Raw genomic sequence first — 4309 nt, forward strand, 5'->3', positions numbered from 1 at the left:
TATAGAACGTGCGCTAAACGCCAGACCTAGAAAGTGCCTAGGTTACAAACAGCCTGTCGTTGTGTTTAACGAATTACGCAATGCGGCCTAATTTAGCGAGTGGTGCACTTCGGGGTTGAATTCGCGCTTACATAACATTGCTATTACTTAGCCGAACGCTATCTAAGCTCTCCAAGTGCATGATGTTGCTGACGACGTTGAAGCGAACCAATACGGTTATTTCTAATTGAGATATCAGACTTACCTTCAAATTTAGTTGCTGTTTACACCATCATTTTGCACTTGTTTTTCGACTTGTGTGTACAAAATTTCCTGTAACTGTGTACAAACTTCCTCTTTGTTGCACTTATCTTCTGGCGATTTGACGCGAGTTCTTCTGTAGCCCTTGCTGTATAAGGGCTGAGCGACAAAAGTACTTAGGGAGTTTGATGCGTCAGTTCGCGATTATCAGCGAGAGTATCGCTCTTTTGTCGATGACAAAAATCTCCTTCTACTTATATGTAATTATGTATCAGATAATGGATTTTGATATGTAATAGCTAATCGAATTTGTGTTGTTTGAGTTACTGTGATATGTTTCTGTATATAATTATTCTTAAGTGATGCATTAAGGCGTATCGAAATGAGCTATGTAACAGAGCAGATACTAGAAAGTCTTCGAGAAGCTCGGGTACGAAAGGGGTTTAGCCAGAGAGAGTTAAGTACTCGTTCGGGTGTGCCTCAAAGCCATATTTCGAAAATCGAGTCTGGCAGTGTTGATTTAAGAATATCCAGTTTGATTGCACTTGCCCGTGTACTAGACCTAGAGCTATTGGTTGCGCCTAAAAAGTCTGTACCTGCCATCAAGTCGATCATTCGAAGTGGCCAAGGTATTAACGGCATCAGCGATGAGGGTGAGCCAATGTCGCCCGCGTATCAGTTAGAGGAAGACGACGATGACTAACCATGTCTCTACGCTCAACGTGTTGCTCTATGGTGAACCGATCGCAACGATCACCAACGTGGGTAATGACAGAACACTTTTTGCCTTTATGGATTCGTACATTAATGACGAATCGCGGCCTGTGTTAGGGCTTGGCTTTAAAGATTCGCTCGGTGGCCTGCTGACTAGCTTCAAACCTACCCAAACTAAGTTAACCCCGTTTTTCTCCAACCTTTTACCAGAAGAAACCATGCGTAATTACCTGGCTGAGCGTGCTGGTGTGAACCCAGCACGGGAGTTTTTTCTATTGTGGGTGCTAGGGCAGGATTTAGCTGGCGCGATCACGGTTGAACCGGCGGGTGGTGAAGCGCTGCCACCTAATGTGCATCAAGGCATTGACGATGAAACGAAAATTGAAGCGCCGATGCGCTTCTCATTGGCGGGTGTGCAGTTGAAGTTTTCAGCCGTGCAACAGGCTAACGGCGGCTTGACCATTCCAGCAACTGGTAAAGGTGGCTCTTGGATTGTGAAGTTGCCGTCATCTCGATTTGACGCTGTGCCAGAAAATGAATATTCAATGATGGAACTGGCTCGAATGTTGGGAATGGACGTGCCAGAAACGCAGCTACTCCCTATTAATCGGATTACTAATATCCCAAATGGCATTGGCAAATTTGGTGATAGCGCTTTTGTGATCAAGCGTTTTGACCGTGCAGATGGTCAAGCTGTTCACATTGAGGACTTTGCGCAAGTGTTTGGCGTTTATCCTCAAGATAAGTACAAAAAAGCCAGTATGCGAAATATTGCTCAGGTTATCGGTATTGAAGGGCAAGACGAAGACATTGCTGAATTTACTCGCCGACTGGTGTTCAATACCTTAATTGGCAATGCGGATATGCATTTGAAGAATTGGTCTGTGATCTACAAAGATAAGCGCACCGCATCGATTGCGCCTGCTTATGACTTTGTTTCAACCATTCCTTATATCCCCGATGATAGTGCATCGCTGAAGGTGAGCCGTAGCAAGAGATTCAGCGATTTCACGCTGGATGAGCTATCACACTTAGCGGCTAAAGCCATGTTGCCAGAAAAATTGGTGTTAGATACAGCCAAACAAACCGTAGCAGGCTTCCATGAGGTATGGGCGAAAGAAAAAGCGCATTTACCCCTTACTAAGTCAGTCATTGAAGCCATTGAAATGCATTTACGAAGTATACCGCTACGCTGAATTCCTAGTAGCTAGAGCGTGCATATTGATAAAGATGGTTTAACTTAATGCGATTTTACGGCACTTTTCGCCGTAAACTGGAAATTTGGTAAACTGCACAATGATACCGGTGTCATGATAAGGCTGATCTTCTGAACAAATCATGCATCTTTCTGACCATCAACAAGTGATGAACCAGGCGATGATAGCTTTACATTGATTTTCAGGAGAATACAGATGACAGCAGTAGCGCACCAGGTAACCCCTTTTCTAACATCTTACGAAGTGATGGCTCGTTACCACATTAGCTATACGACGCTCTGGCGAAGAATAAAAGATGGTAGCTTGCCGCAACCTCGTATCAACCGAAATACACGAAACAAGCTGTGGCACATTGAAGGTTATGTGCAAAGAGACAAGCGCCAAGGGGCTTTGTTTCCTAAATCGATTCAGCGAGCAAAGCTCCTCATAATCGCTTGAATATTAAACTACACGGTAAGTTTCAGGCATGCCTAGCCCAGTGAGTTTGTTCAACGCCTTTATCATCGCGTAAGTTTCTCCTACCTGACCGTTATAATTTCGCAGGCTCAATCTGCCACCAAGTAGTTGCTTCACTCTGTACATTGCTGTTTCTGAGATTGACCGCCGATGATAACCATACCGTTTTTTCCACTGTTTATTTGAACCATGAAGCTGTTGCCAACTGACCGCTAAGTTACGCGGATGACCTTGTTCCCAGAGCGCAGCGCCTTCCCTCGGTGGAATGAGTACTAAAGCCCGTTTTCTACGAACGGCATCGTGACAGGCTCTTGTGTCGTAAGCACCATCACCTGAGATATTGCGGATTTTGCGATGGATTTGCTTGAGCAAATTCGGCATAACTTTAGCGTCAGTGACACCGGATAAACTCAGTTCCGCTGCAATAATTTCATGGCTATGGGTATCGACAGCGATATGCAGCTTACGCCACACGCGGCGCTTGCCATCTGTGCCATGTTTCTTCACTTTCCACTCACCTTCGCCATAAACCTTCAAGCCTGTCGAGTCGATAGCCAAGTGCTCAATGGTGCCACGCGTCTTGGTTTTAAAAGCAATCTTGACGGTTTTAGCGCGTTTGCTGATGCAAGTGTAATGTGGGCACGAAAGCGGAATATCAGCCAGTTTAAACACCGAGTTGATAAAGCCTTGTAACGCTCGTAGTGGCATCGAGAAAACACGTTTAACCATCAGCGCGGTGGTAATGGCTAAGTCGCTAAATACGCGTGGTCGACCTTTCCTTGGTTGCTCGGCCTTAGCTTTCCACTGGGCGATAGCGTCCTCATCAATCCAGAAGGTAAGTGAGCCACGATTGATCAGGGCTTGATTGTATTGCTTCCAGTTGATTGTTTTATATCGAGGTTTTGACACGATTGATGGGCGAGTTGATGGGCTATGTCGATCAGATCACCAGCTATGGTTTTAGTTCAACTGATTTAGGAAACAAAGCCTCTACGGTATAGCGAGTAGATATCAAATAGCTATGTGAGAGGCCTAATTTCATGCTTAAATTGTAAGCCTTTTATTGAGGGTAAAATAGCTAACTCTAGGTTATTAACCTCAATATACTGAACTATACATAGATATGCGATGGCGCCCGTGGATAGTATAAATTAATCGAATATGTTATCTTATTTGCTTGTAATGCTTTCTCAAACTTAATAATTTTAGTTTGGTATTCTTAAATACTCCCCCTTGATTTGGCTCATACAAAAAGTTGAATAGAATAGATGGTAGCCATGAAACCCTAATCGGGGGAAGTACAAATTTGGTAATGGGATTATGGCTATAGAAGTCGTTTATCAATACATTTTAGGTTCTGCTTTTTTGGCCTTTCTTTGCATTATTGCGAGTGTAATAACTAAGCGTGTAGGTGTGCCAATATTACTAGTTTTTCTACTGCTTGGAATGTTAGCAGGAGAAAATGGTCCTGGTGGAATAAAGTTTAACGATTTTGGTTTAGCTTTTTTATTTGGACACATAGCGTTAGCCATTATTATTTTTGATGGTGGGCTTGGCGCGAATTCAACCCCGAAGTGCACCACTCGCTAAATTAGGCCGCATTGCGTAATTCGTTAAACACAACGACAGGCTGTTTGTAACCTAGGCACTTTCTAGGTCTGGCGTTTAGCGCACGTTCTATA

General features: G+C 43.9%; 4 protein-coding genes and 1 pseudogene. 4 read left to right on the top strand and 1 reads right to left on the bottom strand.

Going from position 1 to position 4309, the window contains the following annotated elements; genetic code table 11:
- Positions 1-622: 622 nt before the first annotated feature.
- From NH454_RS22000 to NH454_RS22010, 3 genes and pseudogenes are all read left to right on the top strand, one after another.
- Positions 623-943 (top strand): helix-turn-helix transcriptional regulator, encoded by a 321-nt coding sequence (locus NH454_RS22000; protein ID WP_063530062.1) that lies wholly within the window; start codon positions 623-625, stop codon positions 941-943.
- Positions 936-2150, top strand: coding sequence for a HipA domain-containing protein (locus NH454_RS22005; RefSeq protein WP_063530061.1), 1215 nt, complete (start codon positions 936-938; stop codon positions 2148-2150). The genes NH454_RS22000 and NH454_RS22005 overlap by 8 nt, the downstream gene beginning before the upstream one ends.
- 216 nt (positions 2151-2366) lie before the next feature.
- Positions 2367-2528, top strand: a pseudogene (locus tag NH454_RS22010) (DNA-binding protein); the annotation flags it as partial.
- Positions 2529-2612: 84 nt separating this feature from the next.
- On the opposite strand, the gene NH454_RS22015 reads toward NH454_RS22010, so the two are convergent.
- Positions 2613-3536: an IS5-like element ISSpu11 family transposase gene (locus tag NH454_RS22015; RefSeq protein ID WP_063530059.1), complete on the bottom strand. Its 924-nt coding sequence runs from the start codon at positions 3534-3536 to the stop codon at positions 2613-2615.
- A gap of 411 nt (positions 3537-3947) precedes the next feature.
- Here NH454_RS22015 and NH454_RS22020 point away from each other — a divergent pair, with 411 nt between their 5' ends.
- Positions 3948-4217: a hypothetical protein gene (locus NH454_RS22020; RefSeq protein ID WP_063530058.1), complete on the top strand. Its 270-nt coding sequence runs from the start codon at positions 3948-3950 to the stop codon at positions 4215-4217.
- Positions 4218-4309: the final 92 nt, after the last annotated feature.

This window comes from Pseudoalteromonas sp. Ps84H-4 (genome assembly GCF_024124645.1).
Taxonomy (GTDB): domain Bacteria; phylum Pseudomonadota; class Gammaproteobacteria; order Enterobacterales; family Alteromonadaceae; genus Pseudoalteromonas; species Pseudoalteromonas lipolytica_C.

What these genes read in the sequence shown, in the direction of transcription:
- NH454_RS22020 (WP_063530058.1), top strand. Translation starts at nt 3,948, where the DNA reads ATGGCTATAGAAGTCGTTTATCAATACATTTTAGGTTCTGCTTTTTTG.
- NH454_RS22005 (WP_063530061.1), top strand. Translation starts at nt 936, where the DNA reads ATGACTAACCATGTCTCTACGCTCAACGTGTTGCTCTATGGTGAACCG.
- NH454_RS22000 (WP_063530062.1), top strand. Translation starts at nt 623, where the DNA reads ATGAGCTATGTAACAGAGCAGATACTAGAAAGTCTTCGAGAAGCTCGG.